This is a genomic window from Rubellimicrobium aerolatum, assembly GCF_017872975.1.
Taxonomy (GTDB): Bacteria; Pseudomonadota; Alphaproteobacteria; order Rhodobacterales; family Rhodobacteraceae; genus Rubellimicrobium; species Rubellimicrobium aerolatum.
This window is the reverse complement of record NZ_JAGGJP010000014.1, coordinates 1-17,876: the sequence shown is the minus strand read 5'-3', so window position 1 is coordinate 17,876 and position 17,876 is coordinate 1. Positions and strand designations below refer to the sequence as shown.

Below are 17,876 nucleotides of genomic sequence, written 5' to 3'. Positions count from 1 at the left end.
GGGCCGGTTCAGGGAGAGGGCTGATAGGGAACGAAGCCAACGGGGTCAGTCAGGTCCGACCCGTCGGCGCGACCACAAGACCTGCTCCGCTCCGGGACCACGACCCGAACTCGGATCGCGTTCGCGGTAGTCGCTGCGCCGCAGGATGTCTGGGCCGGCGAACCCCGAGGGATGGCCTCCCGCTGCCCCTCCCTTGGCATTCGGGCCTTTATGGCCCAGACTCGCCTCCATGCCGATCGCCCCCGAGAACCGCTGGCTGTACCCCATCGACTGGCCGGAGCTCTCGCGGCTGATCCGCTTCGGGCGCGCCCGGGGCCGCTGCGAGCGCTGCGGGCGGCCGCACGGGCAGCGGGTGGTCCACCTGGGCGATGGCGCGGGCACCTGGTGGGACGAGGAACGGATGATCTGGCGTGACGGCCGGGGCCGGCGGGTGCGGGGCCTGGCCCCGCCCGCCGTGCTGGAGGCGCGCCAGCCCGCGCTGCCCAGGCTGGAGCCGGTCTCCCGGCTGCCGGTCACCCGCGTGGTGCTGGCGAGCTGCCATCTGCGCCACGACCCCAGCCGCAACGGCCTCCGCGATCTCGCCGCGCTCTGCCAGCGCTGCCACATGCTCCACGACGCCGCCGAGCACCGGCGGACAAGGTGGCGCAAGGCGCACGCGCGGCGCGCCATGGGCGATCTGCTCGGGCGGTAGGGGACGACCGCTTCGCTGATTTGCTGCAACTCCAACCGGTCCCGCGACCTGCGCCGGACCTCGGGGGGACTGCCCCAGCATCCGGGCTGGCATCACTCGTCCGCACCGAGAGTCCGAATGGCGGCTTCGACAGCAGGGATCCCACGGGGGTCGATGGTGATCTCCCCGTCCCGCTTCGCCGCGATGAGGCGAGGCGTACGGCCCGAGTTGTCGAAGACCCAGGCCCGGTCGGCCTGATCGAGAAACCAGGGCATCTGCTCGAGGGAGCGGACATAGCGGGCGCGGACCTTGTCCTCGGGCACGTCGTGGCCGCCCTTCAGGACACGAAGCCTCACACGCTCCACGTTGAGGTCGGGCGAGCGCAGGATGACGTAGATCAGGCGGACCTCGAAGCCCTTGCTCTTCGCGAGCTCCACAAGCCGGCGGTACTTGGGCGACGACAGGACCGTTTCCACGCCCACGGTCTGGTGTGCCTCGATGGAGGCCTCGAGCCACCGCTCGATGCGCCGGACGGCCTGGAGGTTGGCCTCGCCCAGGGGGAGATCTTCCATGTCCCGGATGCGCGCCGCCAGCAGGTCCGGGTTGATGATCCAGACCGAGCGGTTGAACTCCTCGATGTCGGAGCTGTCGTAGGACGTGCTCTTGCCCGACCCGTTCGGGCCGGCCACGATCCAGAGCCGGGGGCGGTTCGCGGTCGGCAAGCGTCAGCTGCGCGCGCCGGCCACTTTCCTGTTCTCGCGGCGCACGCGCTCGACGTTGCGGGCGAAGACGTGCTGGAAGTCCTGGCCGAAGGACTCGCTGTCGGCCTGAATGGAGCGGACCGTCGTCAGATGGCCGTCCGGAGCCCGGACACGAGCCGTGCGCACGGCCGGCTTGGCGGCCTTGGCCTTGGGCGGGTTGAGCTCGGCGACGACGATCTTGACCATGGCGATGGATCCTCTTCCACGTCCACATAGCATCGGCTGGCGGGCATTCAAAGCGTTCGCGCGCCAAGGGCGGCCGGCTCGGGCGGCGGGATGGCTGTCCCAGCACTCCGGGCAATCAAATCAGGACCGTCAGAGCTGCTGGCATAACCTATGTTGTGCGACTTCCATCTGAACCAGGGTCGCAGAGGCATGCGCCCCTAGTCAGTCAGAGCGTCCTTAATAAGCTGCGTAACCGCTTACCGGATTAGGCGAGCAGCGCGCTGTTGTCATCGGGCGTGAGTGAGGATCAGGGGGCAGATCATCACGAGGTGCTTTGCAGTCTCAATTCGGTCGACGCAGCGGTATCACCTGACCACCTTCATCCGCTCGCCCTGGCCTAGCCCGGACTTTTGGAAATGGTACGACCTCTGCTTGCTCTGCGCCCATGTAGCCTTGATCGAGACCGCACAGAGCCTCGACATCGCTGGAGCTGAGGCGGAAATCGCTCATCAGATCTCGGCGCGTCCGATGTCCCTCATCGACAAGCAGACGCACTGACCGGGCCAATAGCCGCGGGTTCTCTGGCACGAGCACATCATCAAGAGGCTCGCCCTTTCTCCAGCCCCTGGTGGTGTAGTGCTTCCACAAACGCTGCTCATAAGCGCCCTCGACGACTCCGAGGCCGATGCACCGCATGATCATGGCACCAATAGACACTTTCCAGCGCTCCTTCAGCACGGCGAAAGTGTTCAGTGACGGCGACCAGACCTCGGCCATGAAGCTCTCGGCTGGCAATAGAAACGCTCCAGCGAACAGAAACGCCTGCCGCTCGATCTCCTTGAAGTCCGCCGGACTGGTGAGGCTCTTGTGAGGGATGAAGCGGTGGAGGACTAGGTGGCCAAGCTCGTGGGCTGCATCCATTCGCGATCGGACAGCCGTCGCCTTGTCGCTGGCAATTAGGATGTACGGCCGCTGATCGAGCGCTGACCAATGAGACACGCCGTCCATCTTTGCCGTGCCGATCTCCTCGCGAACCGCCACGACCCCGGCGTTCTCCATCACCAGCATGAGATCGGAGATGGGCCCGAGCCCAAGTCCCCACCTGATCCTGCACTCGTTTGCTATCTGCTCGATGTGCTCGTCGCGGATGTCGCGATGGTCTGCCGCCTCAAGGAAGGGGACATCGACTTCAGGTAGGTCGACCCACTCCTGAAGGGACAGCGAGATTTCCTCGGCCCAGCGCAACCGAACTCGGGCCCGCTTGCGTTCGGCTTGGGTCGTCGTCGACAGCAGGGACCGAAAGAACATGGGTGCCTCCCCATGCTCCGCCGTGGTGCGAAGAAAGTAGGAGACTGGCAACCGAAGAGCGGTCGAGAGCGTCTCCAGTGCTTCGGGCTCAGGCGATTGATCGCCGCTCTCCCATCGGGAGATCGTCGAACTTTTCCGACCAATGAGGTCGGCGAGCGCAATCTGCGTAAGTCCTCTCGAATCCCTGGCGTCCACCAAGCGCTTCGATTGGAAGCCCGGCGTTCCGTTGCGCATGGTCATTCCCCTCCTAGGGTGTCCGGGGTTTATCCCCCGTTCTGGTTGGTTCGCGTCCGGATCTTCGGCATCGCCTTGTCCTTGACCTCAACAGGAGCCTCGGTGGGCTTCGGCGAGGAAACATCATGATAGCGGGCAATCAGACGCCCGATCGGCTCTAGAGCGAGCCAAGTCGAGCAGTCATCGCTGGGGATGCCTACCCCGACAAACGCAGGAACACCGATATCGCCGTCCTGGCTGGCCGTGACAACCAGCATGGCGCACAGACGATCGGACGAAGGGGCAGGCCGATCCAAGTCAAGTAAATCGATCTGAAAAGGGCTTAGCCAGGCGTTCAGCGATGCCCACCGTTGCCGGAAGCGTGTGGGTCGTGGCACCCCACAGTGGCTCATCACGTTAGTTCTGATCATGAAGACCCCGCCTCCCTCGACCACCGAGTAGCAGGCACCCTTCGGGATCGTGTCCGGCACGTGGGCGTTCAGTCCAGCTGCGCGGCCAGCCGTACGAAAAGCCTGCTCTGTGCAGAAGTGGCGCAGTTGCCCGAGGGCAGCGCGGCGTTCTGGAGGAGCGATCTGATCGGCTGTGGTTCTCTTGGCCCTCGCGAAAGCGGCATCTACCTCTTCGGCGAGGTTCTGGAAGAACTGGGCTGGCCACGTTGTGACGATCCGCTCGATGGCTCTCTCGGACACTCGACATACCCTTTGCTGTTTACAGGATATTCGCATTAAAATTTTGCGTTATCAAGCGTGATGCTGGTGTGATCTGCACCTTGTTGAGCAGATGCACCTGTTTGCAACCGAGTACTCACAAGTGTGGCCTGGAGCCTCAACCGAGGACTATCCGCTCCACCGTCCGCATATGCCTTCCTCGATCAGAACCTCGCCCAGGTCCTCGTTCGTGGCGGTGAATACGCAGGTGCTCACCTCCCGGTCTAGCTCCGGCGGCCCTCTAGGTCGACGTACGCAAGCCTACTTAGCTACATCAGGTTTGACGGTTGCGACCCGGGCATCAGCTTGCCTTTCAACTCCCCGCTGTGCTCTGTCGCAGCGAACACCGCCAGATCACGTCCCCGCCCGATGAGCGAGCCGTGCTGGAGCGGATGGAGCGGGAGCGAGACATGGGGCAGGCAGCGTTCAAGACCAATCCGGTGAGCTTGGAAGAGCTCCTGAAGCAGTGCGGGAGCGGGAAGATTCAACTGCCCGATTTCCAGCGGAGCTGGGTCTGGGACGAGGAGCGCATCAAGAGCCTCGTGGCCTCGATCTCGCAGGCCTTCCCGGTCGGCGCCCTCATGACGTTGGAGATGAAGGCCGGCCACGGCGAGAAGTTCGCGCGGCGGCCCGTCCAGGGTGCCGAGGTTGGCGCCGCCCGATCTGTGCCCGACCAGTTGCTGCTCGACGGGCAGCAGCGCATGACCTCGCTTTACCAGACCTGCCTGCGGCGCGAGGTGGTGGAAACGGTCACGCCCCGGCTCAAGTACGTGAAGCGCTGGTTCTACATCGACATGCGCAAGGCGCTCGACCCCGACATCGACCGCGAGGAGGCGATCATCGGGGTGCCGGAGGACCGCAGGATCAAGTCGGGCTTCCACAAGGTCGACCTCGACCTGTCCGCGCCGGAGCTGGAATACGAGAACCTGATGTTCCCGCTGAACCGGGTTCTGTCCTGGGACGACTGGATGATGGGCTTCTGGTCGTTCTGGAGCGAGCGCGGCGACATGGCCAAAACCAAGTTCTTCATGACCTTCAAGGAGCGGGTGCTGGAGAACTTCAAGAGCTACCAAGTGCCTGTCATTGCCTTGGGCGCCGAGACGTCCCACGAGGCCGTTTGCCTCGTCTTCGAGAAGGTGAACACCGGCGGCAAGCCCCTCGACGCCTTCGAGCTCGTCACCGCGATGTACGCGGCGCAAGGCTTCCGGCTCCGCGACGACTGGCTGGGGACTAAGGGGAAGCCCGGGATGCAGCAGCGCCTGCAGGTCTATGGGCACATGGCCGAGCAGAAGTACGGCGTGCTCGAAAAGGTGGCGAGTACCGACGTGCTGCAGGCGATCGCCCTGCTGCACGGGGTCGACGAGCGCGAAGCCGCCATCGCCGCCGGCAAGAGGGAGAGCGATCTCCCGGCAGTGCGGGCCACGCGGCAATCGCTGCTCGACCTGCCGCTGGAGGCCTATCGCAAGTACCACTCGGCCGTGGAGGAGGCCTTCAAGGCGGCCGCCAAGTTCCTCTACCAGCGCCACATCTTCCGGGTCATCGATCTGCCCTATCAGAGCCAGCTCGTGCCGCTGGCCGCGATCCTCGCCCGGCTCGGCCCCAAGGCCGAACACGCCGCCGTCCAAGAGAAGCTGGCGCGCTGGTACTGGTGCGGCATCTTCGGCGAGCTCTACGGCTCCGCCATCGAGACCCGCTTCGCCAAGGACGTGCTGGAGGTGCCGGCCTGGATCGAGGGCGGTCGAGAGCCCACCACGGTCCTCGACGGCCGCTTCCGCCCGGACCGGCTGCGCACCATGCGCACGCGCCTGTCGGCCGCCTACAAGGGCATCCACGCCCTCCTGATGAAGGACGGTGCGCTCGACTTCCGGTCGGGCCAGCCGTTCGGCCAGGCGGTGTTCTTCGACGAGTACGTCGATATCCACCACATCTTCCCGCAGGACTGGTGCAAGAGAAAGGGCATCGCGCCAGCCGTCTTCGACACCATCATCAACAAGACGCCCCTGGGCTACAGGACGAACCGCATCCTGAGCGGCGCGGCTCCATCGGACTACCTCGCCAAGCTGGAGAAGGGCGGGAACGGCGTTCCCCCGATCCCTCCGGAGCAGTTGGACAACTTCCTGCGCAGCCACCTGATCGACCCAGCGCTGCTTCGCGCCAATGCCTTCGACGCTTTCATGGCCGACCGCGAAGCCCGTCTTCTGAGCCTCATCGAACGGGCGACCGGGCATGCGATCAGCCGGGTGGAGGTCCTGCCCGAGGAAGGCGAGGACGTGCCCCAGGAGGATGGGGGGCCGGACCTGCCCCTTGAGGCTCTCGCGGACGCGACCGTGTAGCGGCTACGGACGGAACGCTTCGGGTGCGGCCCTCGCGAGGCCGCAGCGCCTCATCCATGTGGACAACTGCGGCTCGTCGGTTGACCCTTTCGGGACGGGCGATCTACTTTCGTTCTCGTGTCGCTGACGGCTTGGGACCGGTCAGCTCCTTGAGCGCCAAGAGAGGCCCCCGTGACGACCCCCCTGCGGTTCACCCCGACCCCGCGCCAGCTCTCGTTGCCGAGCTTCTGCCCCGTGACGGCGGCCGTCGAGGCCATGGCCGAGGCGGGCGTCGAGGAGCGCGGCGCGGTCTTCACCCGCCGTGAGGTGGTGGACTTCCTCCTGGACCTCGCGGGCTACACGGCCGACCAGGACCTCGCGCGCCTGCGGCTCCTGGAGCCCTCCTTCGGGCACGGCGACTTCCTTCTGCCGGCGCTCGACCGCCTGCTCGCCGCCTGGACGGGCCAGGGCCGACCCGACCCGGTGGTGGCCCTGTCGGAGGCGGTTTGCGCCGTCGAGCTGCACCGCGCCTCCTGGGCGCGCACCCGCGAGCAGGTGATCGCCCGGCTCGAACAGAAAGGCATCCCGTCCACCGCCGCCGAAACCCTCGCCCACGCCTGGCTGCGCCAGGGCGACTTCCTCCTGGCCGATCTGGAGGGTGCCTTCGACGTGGTGATCGGCAACCCTCCTTACGTGCGCCAGGAGCTGATCCCCGACGCGCTCATGGCCGCGTACCGCGAGCGCTACAGCACCATCTACGACCGCGCCGACCTCTACGTCCCCTTCATCGAGCGCTCGCTGGGCCTCCTCGCTCCGGGCGGGCGCTGCGGCTTCATCTGCTCGGACCGCTGGATGAAGAACCGCTACGGCGGCCCGCTGCGCGCCCTGGTGGCCCGCGGCTATCACCTGCGCACCTACGTGGACATGGTGGACACCCAGGCCTTCCACTCGGACGTCGTGGCCTACCCGGCCATCACCGTCATCGCGCGCGAGGCGCCCGGCCCCACCCGCATCGCGCACCGCCCCGAGATTGATGCGGGCACTCTTACCCATCTGGCGGCCGAGCTGACCGGGCCCGCACCGGACCCGGCGCGCGGCGTGCGCGAGCTCGGGAGCGTCACCGCCGGCGCGGAGCCCTGGATCCTGGAGTCCTCCGACCAGCTCGCGCTCGTGCGCCGCCTGGAGGCGAGCTTCCCCTCCATCGAGGAGGCCGGATGCAAGGTCGGGATCGGCGTGGCCACGGGGGCAGACAAGGCTTTCATCGGCCCCTATGACGCCCTCGACGTGGAGGACGACCGCAAGCTTCCCCTGGTCATGACCCGCGACATCGACGGCGGCACGGTCGAGTGGCGGGGCCTGGGCGTCATCAATCCCTTCGCGGACGATGGCCGGCTGGTGGACCTCGCCCGCTTCCCGCGCCTCGGCGCCTACCTGGAGGCGCGGCGCGAGCAGATCGCCGGCCGCCACGTCGCCCAGAAGGCCCCGGCCAACTGGTACCGGACCATCGACCGCATCACGCCCGAGATCGCACGGAAGCCCAAGCTCCTGATCCCGGACATCAAGGGCGAGGCGCACGTGGTTTACGAGGAGGGGCGGCTCTATCCGCACCACAACCTTTACTACATCACCTCGGACACCTGGGACGTGCGCGCGCTCCAGGCCGTGCTCCTCTCGGGCATCGCGCGGCTCTTCGTGGCCATCTACTCGACCCGGATGCGGGGCGGCTACCTGCGGTTTCAGGCGCAGTACCTGCGGCGCATCCGCTTGCCCCTCTGGAGCGACGTGCCCGAGAGCCTCCGGGCCGGGCTGAGGGACGCAGCCGAGCGGGGCGACCTCGGCGCCTGCAACCGGGCGGTCTTCGCCCTTTACGGGCTCTCCGAGACGGAACGGGCGGCGCTCGGGGGCAACGGACACTAGCATGGCCCTCGATCTCGCGGACTACGAGCGCAAGACGCGCGAGGCCGTCATGGCCTTTTGGGGTAACCGGGCCAAGGCGCTCCAGGCCAAGATCGAGGCCGGCCGGGCCGACGTGGGCGAGCGCGGCGCCGTCACGGCCGGCAACACCATGGACGGCTTCACCGCCCTGCTGATCGACCTCGTGGAGGCAAACGGGCTCGGGCACGCCGACATCCACCAGAAGCGGCACGTCCTGACCCTCCCCGGGTACTTCCGGCCCACCAAGCTGTGGGACATCCTTGTCATCCACCAGGGCCGGCTCGTCGCCGCCCTAGAGATGAAGAGCCACGTCGGGCCCTCCTTCGGCAACAACGCCAACAACCGGGCCGAGGAGGCCATCGGCAGCGCCCATGATTTCTGGACCGCCTACCGCGAGGGTGGCTTCGGGGCGGACACCCCGCGACCCTTCCTGGGCTGGCTCATGATGGTCGAGGACGCACCGGCCTCGCGCAGCCCCGCCAAGCGGGAGGCCTCGCCGCACTTCCCGATCTTTCCGGAGTTCCGGGGCGCCTCGTATCTGCAGCGCTACGATCTTCTCTGTCAGAAGCTCGTGCGGGAGAACCTGTATACGGCGGCTTGCACACTCGCCTCCCCGCGCGAGGGGAAGGATACCGGCGCTTACGCAGACCTGTCGGAGCTGACGAGCCTGCGAAGCTTTGTCAGTGCGTTTGCCGGCCATATCGCGGCCGAGGCAGCAAGAGCCTCATAATGGAACACGAGTACACGGTGCTTGGCGGCGTAAGCCGGGCCATTGTCGGACGTTACCTTAGCTTGATCGCAGCCGGCGTCTCTGCCGGCGTTGTTTTCGCCATCCTATGGGCCGTCGATATTGCTCATCGCTTTGGCCTGCCCGCGAACCTCCCGCCCTCCGTCCTTTCTCTAGTCGGAGCTGGAGCAGTGTTTGCCGCTCTGTATTGGCTATTGGATCGGTACGCTTGGCGTTGGAGTCTAGTGAGCAAGTTCCTGAAAGTTCCTGACCTGAGCGGCGAATGGAGTTGCAAAGGCCAGACACTCAATCCAGATGGAAGCCCAAGCTATAACTGGGAAGCACAGGTCACAATCATCCAGACATGGGATAAAATCCGCGTCCGCTTGCGGACGCCCCAATCAGGATCGAACAGCAACAGTGCAGCACTTATTTGCGATGAGGCGGATGGCTATCGGCTATTCTACAGCTACAAGAATGATCCGAAGATCGGGGAGCCGGAGCTAAGGAGCCATCGCGGTTTCACTGAGATCACCTTCGACAAAGACCTTCGCTCGGGCGAAGGGGAGTATTTCAACGGATATGGGCGCTACACGTTTGGCACCCTCAAGCTGCACAGGCTGTAGATTATGGCACGAGATATCAATAAACGCCTGAGCCAACTCAGCAACCGCCGGCGCGGGACCGATCGGCTCTCCCGCTTGAACGAGTCCGCGCGCGACGAGTTGATTGCGAAGAGCTCTCTCGAAGAGGAATGGCAGAAGCGTGCGAAGAGCCAGCCTTACACCCGCTACGCCCTAGGGGCGATGCAGGAGGTGGGCAAGGACTACACACGCATCAGCGTCGAGACGGCTGAGCGTGTCGGCAATCAACTCAACAACGGGCTGACGGCGGCGGGGTTCTCCGTCGGGTTCAGGCTCCAAGGGTCAGTGCCGCTCAACGTTCATATTCGCGGCGTGAGCGACGTGGATCTCCTCAGTCTCGACACGGGATTTCACACATATCACACTCAAGGTATGAAAAGCCGTTTTGGTCAGTATACGGCCCCTACAACCAAGACATCGATTGGGGTCTTGGCTGCATTGCGAAAAGAGGCAGAAAAAATTCTGATCGCCAAGTTTCCGGCTGCTAGTGTTGATACATCGGGGGGCAAGGCCATTGCCATTTCTGGCGGCTCGCTCGCTAGGCCCGTCGATGTTGTTCCTTCTCATTGGTACGATACCATCGACTACCAAGCATCCGGACAAGAGCGGGACCGAGGCATCACCATTCTGAACAAGAAAGTTCCCGAGACCGTGGACAACCTTCCCTTCCTGCATATTCATCGTATTGATGAACGCGATCAACAATCTCTAGGTGGCCTGAAGAAAGCCATCCGGCTTTGCAAGAATGTTAAGAACGATGCGATCGAAGAAGGTAAGTCGATCGTGTTTCCGAGCTTTGATATCGCCGCAACGATGTACCATGCTGACCTTAGTGCTTTTCGTCGAGGTTATCTCTTCGAGCTTGCGATCCTTGCGGAAACGCAAAGGTTCCTAGACGAGCTTTATCATAACCCGGCGAAGGCTAAATCCTTGATCGTTCCTGATGGATCACGAAGAATATTCGACACTGAGGAAAAGTATGCCGGACTGAAGACCCTTTCTGCTGAAATGGACGACCTCGTGCGTGAAGTCGCAAAGGAGCAGAGCGTCACCTTGAGTTTGCGTCCGGACGTCACTTTGCTGGATAGCCGCTCGGCTATCGCATCGGCCGTTGTACCAGCAGCCTAGTTCCATCTCGCGCTAAGCTTCGCCTTCGGTCGTTGATGCAGTAAATACAGGTTATGCCCTAACTCATTGCGATTATCTACGTTTTTGGATTTTCAGCCAGATTACCTGGGTGATCGTCATGTCGGCTGTCGCCGTACTCGCAGTCCTTTTGGCAATTCTCGTGACTTGGGCTGCTGTGATGACGTGGACGGCCTCGCCCTCCGGCTTCCACGCTCGGTACCGTGACCGTCGATGATGGCGTCACAGTAGGAGCGACGAAGATGTCGGACATTGCGGTAATCGGGCTCGACCTGGCGAAGACGGTGTTTCAGGTCCACGGCGTATCGGCGGCAGGCGAGGTTGTTGTCCGTCGACAGCTTCGGCGTTCGTAGGTTCTGGGCTTCTTTGAGCGGCTGCCGCGCTGCATGGTCGGCATGGAAGCATGCGCCTCGGCCCATCACTGGGGCCGGGAGCTCACGGCGCTTGCTCACGAGGTGAGGCTCATGTCGCCGGTTTACGTGAAAGCCCACGTCAAGCGCGGGAAGACCAACGCGGCCGACGCCGAGGCAATCGCAGAGGCCGTCACCCGGCCGACCATGCGTTTCGTGCCGATCAAGTCGAAGGAGCAACAGGCCGCCTTGATGCTGCACAAGACGCGCGATCTCCTGATCCGGCAGAGGACCATGCTGATCAACGCGCTCCGCGGCCATCTGGGCGAGTACGGGATCGTCGCGGCGCGAGGGCCGGCGGGGGTGCGGACAGCGCTGGCGTCGATGGAGAAGCGGAGCGAGGAGCTGCCGGCCTCGGCCGTGGCCGCTCTACGAGCCCTTGCCCGTCAGCTGGCGAGTCTCGACAACGAAGTCGCCGATCTGGAGAGGCGTATCCTCGTCTGGCGTTGCGCCAACGAGACCAGCCGTCGGCTTGCCACCATCCCCGGGATCGGCCTTATCATGGCCCCGGCGATTGCGGCGACAGTTCCCGACCCGGGCCAGTTCCGATCCGGCCGGCAGTTCGCAGCCTGGCTCGGGCTCACGCCGCGAGCGAACAGCAGCGGCGGCAAGGAGCGCCAAGGCGGCATCAGCCGAGCGGGCGACGGATACATCCGACGGCTTCTGGTCGTTGGCGCGACGGCTGTGCTGCGGTTCGCGCGCCAGCGCGGGGGCGAGGCGTGGATTTCCGGGCTGATCGCCCGGAAGAAACCGAAGGTTGCCGCGGTCGCGGTTGCCAACAAGAGCGCGCGGATCGCGTGGAGCCTGATGGCACGCGTCGAGGTCTTCACCCCGAGAGCTGCCTGAGAGATCGACGCCGTTGTCACAAAGCGACGGTGTCGTGGACGTGAGAGTGATGAGACGTGATGACGATCCGGCCGCAGCCGGGGATCGGACAAACCCAGGGGGTCAGAGCGCTTCGAGCGCGTTGCTGTGATCAGGGATCCGATCCGCGGACTTCATCAAGGCCAGCGGCCGACAGCCGCGACAACAGGCCGAACACATGACTGCACTCGACCGAGTTCAGCACGTCGAAAACATCCTTGCGTCCAAGAGGCCGTCCACACATGACGCCATCATCGACGGTCACGGTACCGAGCGTGGAAGCCGGAGGGCGAGGCCGTCCACGTCATCACAGCAGCTCGGCTCCGTCGACCGCGCTCAGGCGTTCAACCGTGTCCAGGAACCGTGCCTAGCAATCTCCTGTCCGGCAAAGGACCGGGTGAAGCAATCCGGACGGCGCCCATGGTCATCACTCGGCAGCAGTCTCGTTCGTTTTCCTGGCTCCCTCACCAGCTTCACCGCCTCAAGCTTGAACTCGCGACTGAACTTCTGCCCCATCGGCACTCTCCAGTTCCAAGGTCACGATCTTATGGTCGTGTTCACGAAACCGGCAGCAGGCCAATCATGGCAGTTTACTCGGGAGTAGCTTCATCGAGAGGCATTCGATCATTATTAATAACTTTCCCGGACTCTCTGAAGATCTCGAAGCTTCCGCCCGAGAAGCTCAGGCCCACTGTGAACTCGGCAGCGCCGACGGAGCGTTCGTTTCGCTCGTCACTCGCTACGTCCCAGTCGACGATGCCGGACACGCTGCATCGCTCATCGTCAACGCACTCAACGCTGACCGTCTGCGGTCGCAGTCTATAAAGTCGTTCAGGCCACCGCTCGGCGAAGTCTTCCTTTAACTGGACTACTTCCGCGCTTTCTTCTAGGCTGCCGTAGTACTCGACTTCGTCTGCATAGTGGCTTTGCCAGAATGGCATAGCCTGCGAGTTTGATAGGGACCAACTTGCCCACATGTCTTGGACAGCTCTAATAGCATCTTCCCGGGCGGATGAAGCCGGTTGAGCTCGAGCCGGAGTTGCAACGCCTCTACACGCTCCATCGCCGGGCAGAGCCATTAGCACCCTATCGTAGATCGCGCAGTCCCGGGCCAATACCATTCCATTACGCCACTGTGTCGAGCCGTCGAGAGTGCGCGCGAAGCCTAGCATGACATTCGGCGTCTCGAGCCTCTCTGATCCACCTAGGTCGGCTACCAAGGCATTGATCTGATTCGGCGCGAGCAGCACGAGCTTGCTCATCACCATGGAGTTGTAGGCGGCCGGAAGATTCCGGTAGTCGAAAGTCTCAGCGGGGTTCTGGTAGCCTGGATCTTCAAGCCCTAGATACTGGGCATTGAAAGTTGCTAAGGTGACGTGCTCGCCGTTGCCTCGGGACATCACAACGTCGAAGTATTGGTCGGGCCGAGTTAAATAGGCCTTTAACCCTTCTTTAGTCATGCCAATGGCACTTTTGAGAAGCGCATTCAGCATGTCCTCTTTCAGTTGTCTCAGCGGCTCGAGGAGGAATTCTGGGGTGATGGCTTCGACGATATCGCCGATCACTTCCGCAGTCAGTCCGACGAAGTCAGGCGCCCCAGCCATGGACAAGAGGTGGCGCAGGACATAGTTTGTCAAAATATTATCGGCCGCAGCAGTGTCCGCACTACGTGCGACGTTAAAGAATAGGGCAAGCGCCACCGCGTGGCTTGTGGCCGGCCAAGCGCGGAGGCCGTCATCAATGTCGTCGCGCCAATACTCTTTGTAAGTCGTCTGTAAACCGTTGGCCGCCACGTAGCCGGCCAACTCAATACCCAGCGCTACCTTCGAGCAGGAAAAGTCCAGAACGTCGCACTCGTCGATCTGTCGTTGCAAATATTCCTTATGCGCGTAGTAGTCAGAGATCTCGCCATCCAGATCGCGCCGCAGAGTCGAGAATATGCGCGGCACTGAGTAGGCTACGCCCGGGCTACCTTCAGGTAGCAACGTCGTATCGAGGACAGTACCCGGCCGCGCGTCGATCATCACCCGATAAATGGTGTTCTCAAGGCCCGAGATCGAGGCGTTGAACATCTCTGGGCCCATGTCTTCGATGGGCAGCCGCTTGTCGATGTAACTCTCCAAGACAACGTGCTTGATTGCGTTGTCGAGCGGCGAGAGCGTGAAGGGCGCCCCTGTGAAATGATTTATGTAAGTGTGGCCATACATGTCCCCGGCGGCATGGGTGAGGTACCCAAGTCGGAAAGCTCGCTCCTGGGGAGTGGCCGCAAAGCCCAGCCACACTTGTGCTAGCCATGCGTCCGAACCGCCAAGCACGCCTGTCTCAGTGCCGTCGGGATGGATGACCTGTTGGCCCGTGGCGATATCGGGATACGCGTCAGGCCCTAGCACGCCTGAGCGGTACTGTGGCATGCCTAAGCGTAGCGCCTCCAGAGTCTCGGGTGCGACCGCATATGTTCTTGTTTGACCCGTAGACAAATCCTCGATGACTACCATTCCGTCATCCAAAGCATCGCGGATGGCAATTTCAGCTAGGAACACGTGCGTTGAGGGCTTCCAAGCGTAAGAAGCAGATGGAGCAAAGAACAGCGACGAAAAGGCTGAAACCATGATCGCAAGACGGAACATCATTGCCCTCTTCGCCTCGTTAAATTATAGGAGACACGGCGGTCGGCGTTCATCACGACGATGGATTTTGCTCCCACAGTGCGTCTGAGATCAAACACATCTGATTGTCGCTATGTTTAGGCAATTCGTTCAACATGCCAGCCGTATTCTGTTAAAAGGGCGAGAAATCTATGCGCTTCAAGCTCCTGCTTCACTCTAGTGGAATAGCAAGTAGAGGCGAGGGTGTGGATGGAGGTAGCAAATGGAGTAACGGTTTACCAAGGATACAGTTGTAACTGCCCCTAGTATGGTTGATATGCTACCACTCGAGTCAGAGTCTTCGTTCAAATTAAGATTGTGATAACATGTATTGGATTGTCGGACGATAGCTTGATGCCAATCATTATGGAGCTTCCGGTGCTGGGCACCGGAAAGGAGCCGACCTGCTAAGTAGCACCAGTGTCTAAAGGCTGCCCCTTTACTGTCCCAAGCACAAGTTATCCGGGCAGGGAATTCTAATATTTCCCGTGACCCCGGTATCAGAGACCGATCCGCCAAGTGAGATATCGGGGGTGACTTGGAGCCTAGTTTCCGGTCTAGGCTCCGGCATGGAAGGGTCAGGAAACAGATTGACGGGCGGCGGGGCTGTCACGACTTCCGGGTAAGTCGGCGGAGGATCTGGAGGCGGCACAACATCTTCGAAGCTCGTTCCGTCCTGGGCGAAACAGGCTGATCCTAATGTCGAGAGCAGCACAATCGAGGCGGCACGAAGAGTAAAAGGCATTCTCGTCTCCCTAGACACGGGTTGCGAGTCTACTTGTGTCCAGAATACCCGAAATCTGACCATCTGTTAAGTGAAATCTAATCCTTCGGCCCCCTGAAGACTCAGGGCCTGTAGTTGCTCTTATTTCAGTAACTTAGTGGTTTAGTCGGCGCAGCGAGGGGACGTGATAAGCGAGCAGTTCTGGTTGTCCAATGGGCAGGCGCGCCTTGAGTTTGTCGACAGTGTCCGTTCGTGTGTTGGACATCCAGACCAGCCTCTTGCACCGCATGTGTTCGGCAGACCCGGACCGGAGTACCGCCCCGGCCCGGAAGCCCGGTCTAGGCTTCCCGCAGGCGCGGTGCATCGCGCAGAGGACAAGCCTTGACAGGGCTGGGGGCCCAAACCCTCGAACCTGTTCCCTGCAAGGCGTGTCATCGCAGGGAACTGCCCGGCGGCGAGCCACCCTGTCCTTCGAGCAGTTCTGGTGGAACTGGCCGTCCTGGCTGAGTGAACCGAGCCTACCGGATCACCTCGACGTCTGCACCCGCCTCGACCCCCGCCCAGGCTCGATCTGACGTCAGCGCCACGGCCCCAAGCTCGGACGCCAGCGCCAGGCAGGCCCGGTCGCCGAGCGACAGACTCAGCGACCGTGTGGCAGGTCGTAGATGTCCCGTGGCGTAGGCCTGGGCGGCCGTGAGCGGCCGCACGTCGAGGTGCAGCCCGCCCAGCACCTCGTCCACCTCTTCCGCACTCAGGCCACGCTCGCGCAGCTTGGTCACAACCTCCGCGAGGTTTACGGCCCCGATTACCGCCGAGGGCAATACCTCGGCCACGCGCTCGGCCCCAAGCTCCCCGTTGAGGAGGCAGAGCAGAGCCGAGGAGTCGAGCACCACCGCCCTACTCACGCTCGGCCTCGCGCCGGCGGTCCGCGATCAACTCATCGGCCAAGGACACGCCTTCGGGCACGTGGCGGCGCAGGATGGCCTGGGCGCGTGCGATCGCTTTCGACAGCGACCGGACCCGCAGCTCGCCATCCTCTACATCGACCAGAACGGTATCGCCGGTGCCGATGCCGAGCTCGCGGCGCATGCTCGCCGGGATCACCAGCTTGCCGCCTTCGATGATCCGGACCCTCTGGGCTGGCATTTGACGCCCCTCGTATTTTGCAGTCATAGTATCTTCATACCTGACGCGCTCTGTTGGTCGCAAGCAGCGTCCTCGGTCATAGATAGCTCAGATATCGCGATGGGTCGCGAGCAGACCCACACTGAACCTGTCGACTAGCTATCACGTCATCTAGGGTATACCCCAGCCGGCCAGTCGCATCGGACACCGCCGCGCGTCCAACTAGGGTTGCTTTCGGCCATGTCGGACAGCATGGTGGGTGGGTCTAGACCCTCACAGGACAGATCGCCCCTCCCATGACCCTCTACGGCTACGCGCGAGTATCAACCACCGACCAGGACCTCTCTCTGCAGGAGGCGGCGCTCCGGGCGGCCGGGTGCCAGGTGATCCGGGCGGAGAAGAAGACCGGCACGAGCCGGGAAGGCCGGGCCGAGCTCGAGCTGCTGCAGCAGTTCCTCCGCCCCGGCGACACCCTGGTCGTCACCCGCATCGACCGGCTGGCGCGCTCAGTGAAAGACCTCCAGGATCTCGTGCATGAGCTGAAGGGCAGGGGCGTGAGCTTGCGCGCCACCGAGCAGCCCGTGGACACCTCGACGGCGGCCGGCAAGGCCTTCCTCGACATGCTGGGGGTCTTCGCCGAGTTCGAGACGAACCTGCGCCGCGAGCGGCAGATGGAAGGGATCCAGGCGGCCAAGGCGCGCGGCGTCTACACGGGACGAAAGCCGAAGATCGATCCCGAGGAGGTGCGGCGTCTCCACGCCGAGGAACGGCTCAGCCCCACCGCCATCGCCAAACACCTGGGGATCGCACGGTCGTCGGTGTACAGGTTCCTGACAGGAAGCGGAAAGCGAGCCGTCCCGTCTATGTGAGAGGAGTAAGCCGCCATGGCGATCTACCATCTGGTGGTCAAGGTCGTGCAGCGCTCCGCCGGCCGCTCGGCCAAGGCCGCCGCCGCGTTCCGCGCGGCTTGTGTCATCTCCTGCGAGCGCGAGGGCAAGACGCACAACTACGAGCGCAAGCGGGGCGTGGTGGACGCCTTCATCGTCGCGCCCGAGGACGCGCCCGCTTGGGCGCAGGACCGGGCCGCGCTCTGGAACGCGGCCGAAGCGCGGGAGCGGCGCCGGGACGGCGTTCCCGCGCGGGAGTGGGAGCTGGGGCTGCCGGCGGAGCTGAGCCCGACGGAGCAGCGGGAGTTGGCGCGGGCCTTCGCCCAAGCTCTGGTCGCCCGCTATGGCGTGGCCGCCGACGTGACGATCCACGCCCCGGACCGCGAGGGCGACCAGCGGACCTGGCACGCGCACGTGCTGACCACCACGCGCCGGCTCGGGCCGGAGGGCCTGAGCGGCAAGACGCGCGAGCTGGACGCCCGGGCACCGAGGCGGCGAGCTTCGGGTCGTGCGGGAGCTCTGGGCCGACCTGCAGAACGCGGCCCTGGCGCGAGCCGGCCGGCCCGAGCGCGTGGATCACCGCCGCTTGGCCGTGCAGCGCGAGGCGGCGCT

The 17,876-nt window shown here is 63.5% G+C and carries 15 protein-coding genes and 2 pseudogenes; 10 read left to right on the top strand and 7 right to left on the bottom strand.

Annotation, left to right across the window (positions count from 1 at the left end; translation table 11 throughout):
• Window positions 1-229 precede the first annotated feature (229 nt).
• Window positions 230-691, top strand: a complete 462-nt coding sequence (locus J2Z33_RS13935; RefSeq protein ID WP_209842099.1) for a hypothetical protein — start codon at window positions 230-232, stop codon at window positions 689-691.
• Between the two features lie 92 nt (window positions 692-783).
• Here J2Z33_RS13935 and J2Z33_RS13930 read toward each other — a convergent pair whose 3' ends face one another.
• The 4 genes from J2Z33_RS13930 to J2Z33_RS13915 all read right to left on the bottom strand — a co-directional run bounded on the left by J2Z33_RS13930 (window position 784) and on the right by J2Z33_RS13915 (window position 3,827).
• Complete coding sequence (locus tag J2Z33_RS13930) at window positions 784-1,392, bottom strand: ATPase (protein ID WP_209842097.1); 609 nt, start codon at window positions 1,390-1,392, stop codon at window positions 784-786.
• Between the two features lie 3 nt (window positions 1,393-1,395).
• The gene (locus tag J2Z33_RS13925) at window positions 1,396-1,617 is read right to left on the bottom strand and encodes a hypothetical protein (RefSeq protein ID WP_209842095.1); all 222 of its coding nucleotides are present in this window, start codon (window positions 1,615-1,617) and stop codon (window positions 1,396-1,398) included.
• Between the two features lie 321 nt (window positions 1,618-1,938).
• Window positions 1,939-3,144 (bottom strand): helix-turn-helix domain-containing protein, encoded by a 1,206-nt coding sequence (locus tag J2Z33_RS13920; protein ID WP_209842093.1) that lies wholly within the window; start codon window positions 3,142-3,144, stop codon window positions 1,939-1,941.
• Between the two features lie 23 nt (window positions 3,145-3,167).
• Entirely contained in the window at window positions 3,168-3,827 is a 660-nt protein-coding gene (locus tag J2Z33_RS13915; RefSeq protein ID WP_209842091.1) for a hypothetical protein, read from the bottom strand.
• A 428-nt stretch (window positions 3,828-4,255) separates the two neighbouring features.
• Here J2Z33_RS13915 and J2Z33_RS13910 point away from each other — a divergent pair, with 428 nt between their 5' ends.
• The 6 genes and pseudogenes from J2Z33_RS13910 (at window position 4,256) to J2Z33_RS13885 (ending at window position 11,865) form a co-directional block, all read left to right on the top strand.
• Window positions 4,256-6,178: a GmrSD restriction endonuclease domain-containing protein gene (locus J2Z33_RS13910; RefSeq protein ID WP_209842087.1), complete on the top strand. Its 1,923-nt coding sequence runs from the start codon at window positions 4,256-4,258 to the stop codon at window positions 6,176-6,178.
• A gap of 171 nt (window positions 6,179-6,349) precedes the next feature.
• Entirely contained in the window at window positions 6,350-8,074 is a 1,725-nt protein-coding gene (locus J2Z33_RS13905) for an Eco57I restriction-modification methylase domain-containing protein (RefSeq protein ID WP_342454197.1), read from the top strand.
• A gap of 1 nt (window position 8,075) precedes the next feature.
• A complete protein-coding gene (locus J2Z33_RS13900) occupies window positions 8,076-8,822 on the top strand; it encodes a PaeR7I family type II restriction endonuclease (protein ID WP_209842085.1) in 747 nt (248 codons plus the stop codon).
• Complete coding sequence (locus J2Z33_RS13895) at window positions 8,822-9,445, top strand: Cap15 family cyclic dinucleotide receptor domain-containing protein (protein ID WP_209842083.1); 624 nt, start codon at window positions 8,822-8,824, stop codon at window positions 9,443-9,445. Before J2Z33_RS13900 ends, J2Z33_RS13895 begins: the two co-directional genes overlap by 1 nt.
• 3 nt (window positions 9,446-9,448) lie before the next feature.
• Entirely contained in the window at window positions 9,449-10,591 is a 1,143-nt protein-coding gene (locus J2Z33_RS13890) for a nucleotidyltransferase-like protein (RefSeq protein ID WP_209842082.1), read from the top strand.
• Between the two features lie 260 nt (window positions 10,592-10,851).
• Window positions 10,852-11,865 (top strand): annotated as a pseudogene (locus J2Z33_RS13885) (IS110 family RNA-guided transposase).
• A gap of 608 nt (window positions 11,866-12,473) precedes the next feature.
• Here the strand turns inward: J2Z33_RS13885 and J2Z33_RS13880 are convergent.
• The 3 genes from J2Z33_RS13880 to J2Z33_RS13870 form a co-directional block, all read right to left on the bottom strand.
• The gene (locus J2Z33_RS13880; protein ID WP_209842079.1) at window positions 12,474-14,510 is read right to left on the bottom strand and encodes a zinc dependent phospholipase C family protein; all 2,037 of its coding nucleotides are present in this window, start codon (window positions 14,508-14,510) and stop codon (window positions 12,474-12,476) included.
• A 1,260-nt stretch (window positions 14,511-15,770) separates the two neighbouring features.
• Window positions 15,771-16,157 (bottom strand): type II toxin-antitoxin system VapC family toxin, encoded by a 387-nt coding sequence (locus J2Z33_RS13875; protein ID WP_209842077.1) that lies wholly within the window; start codon window positions 16,155-16,157, stop codon window positions 15,771-15,773.
• A complete protein-coding gene (locus J2Z33_RS13870) occupies window positions 16,150-16,398 on the bottom strand; it encodes an AbrB/MazE/SpoVT family DNA-binding domain-containing protein (RefSeq protein ID WP_209842075.1) in 249 nt (82 codons plus the stop codon). The genes J2Z33_RS13875 and J2Z33_RS13870 overlap by 8 nt, the downstream gene beginning before the upstream one ends.
• A 275-nt stretch (window positions 16,399-16,673) precedes the next feature.
• Between J2Z33_RS13870 and J2Z33_RS13865 the strand changes: the two genes are divergently transcribed.
• The 3 genes and pseudogenes from J2Z33_RS13865 to J2Z33_RS18750 form a co-directional block, all read left to right on the top strand.
• Window positions 16,674-17,246 carry a recombinase family protein gene (locus tag J2Z33_RS13865; protein WP_209842073.1) on the top strand — a complete coding sequence of 191 codons (573 nt, stop codon included), beginning with the start codon at window positions 16,674-16,676 and terminating at the stop codon, window positions 17,244-17,246.
• A 15-nt stretch (window positions 17,247-17,261) separates the two neighbouring features.
• Window positions 17,262-17,687, top strand: a pseudogene (locus tag J2Z33_RS13860) (MobA/MobL family protein); the annotation flags it as partial.
• An 85-nt stretch (window positions 17,688-17,772) separates the two neighbouring features.
• On the top strand, window positions 17,773-17,876 hold a 104-nt coding region (locus J2Z33_RS18750), incomplete at its 3' end, for a hypothetical protein (RefSeq protein WP_342454200.1).

Bases quoted from the DNA above. Each gene is read 5' to 3' on its own strand.
- J2Z33_RS13935 (WP_209842099.1), top strand. From the start codon at position 230: ATGCCGATCGCCCCCGAGAACCGCTGGCTGTACCCCATCGACTGGCCG.
- J2Z33_RS13925 (WP_209842095.1), bottom strand. From the start codon at position 1,617: ATGGTCAAGATCGTCGTCGCCGAGCTCAACCCGCCCAAGGCCAAGGCC.
- J2Z33_RS13920 (WP_209842093.1), bottom strand. From the start codon at position 3,144: ATGACCATGCGCAACGGAACGCCGGGCTTCCAATCGAAGCGCTTGGTG.
- J2Z33_RS13910 (WP_209842087.1), top strand. From the start codon at position 4,256: ATGGGGCAGGCAGCGTTCAAGACCAATCCGGTGAGCTTGGAAGAGCTC.
- J2Z33_RS13900 (WP_209842085.1), top strand. From the start codon at position 8,076: ATGGCCCTCGATCTCGCGGACTACGAGCGCAAGACGCGCGAGGCCGTC.
- J2Z33_RS13895 (WP_209842083.1), top strand. From the start codon at position 8,822: ATGGAACACGAGTACACGGTGCTTGGCGGCGTAAGCCGGGCCATTGTC.
- J2Z33_RS13890 (WP_209842082.1), top strand. From the start codon at position 9,449: ATGGCACGAGATATCAATAAACGCCTGAGCCAACTCAGCAACCGCCGG.
- J2Z33_RS13880 (WP_209842079.1), bottom strand. From the start codon at position 14,510: ATGTTCCGTCTTGCGATCATGGTTTCAGCCTTTTCGTCGCTGTTCTTT.
- J2Z33_RS13870 (WP_209842075.1), bottom strand. From the start codon at position 16,398: ATGCCAGCCCAGAGGGTCCGGATCATCGAAGGCGGCAAGCTGGTGATC.
- J2Z33_RS13865 (WP_209842073.1), top strand. From the start codon at position 16,674: ATGACCCTCTACGGCTACGCGCGAGTATCAACCACCGACCAGGACCTC.